Below are 556 nucleotides of genomic sequence, written 5' to 3'. Positions count from 1 at the left end.
GCCAACCGCTCCACCGGGGGCTCGAGGCTGGCCTGGCGCCAGGTTTTCCCCTCGTCAAAGGAAATCTCCACCTTGGTGACCCGGCCGTACCCGCTCCAGGCCAGGCCCCGGATCTCATGAAACCCCGGCTTGATCCTCTGAAGCCCCGAGGGATAGGTGATGATGCTCTCCGGGTCCATAATCCAGGTGAAGGCCCGGATCTTCCCGTCCGCCATCACATCCGTGTACTCGCTGGTCTCGTCCTTAGACATGGCGGGAAGATCAGTGACCAGGATGCGCCGGAGCCACTTCACCTGGATGCTCCCCTCCCAGCCCGGGACCACCAGCCGCACCGGGTAGCCCTGCTCGGGACGAAGGGCCTCCCCGTTTTGCGCATAGGCCACCAGAACGTCCTCCATGGCCTTGTCCAAGGGAAGGGACCGGGTGTACATGGCGGCGTCCATCCCCTCGGGAATAAGCCACCTGGCCCCTGGCCTCACCCCCGCCTCCTTGAGGAGGAGGGCCAGAGGCACCCCTGTCCAGCTGGCATTGGAGGCCAGCCCCCGGCTCCTTGTAG

Annotated in this window: 1 protein-coding gene; it reads right to left on the bottom strand. The window is 65.5% G+C overall.

What is annotated here, in order from left to right; all coding sequences use genetic code 11:
- The coding region (locus tag C4301_RS09800) for a molybdopterin-dependent oxidoreductase (protein WP_352414885.1) at positions 1-556 on the bottom strand (556 nt) is incomplete at both ends.

This window comes from Thermus sp. (assembly GCF_040290245.1).
Classification (GTDB): Bacteria; Deinococcota; Deinococci; order Deinococcales; family Thermaceae; genus Thermus_A.
The sequence above is the reverse complement of the archived record's forward strand: the minus strand, read 5'-3'. Positions and strand labels throughout refer to the sequence as shown.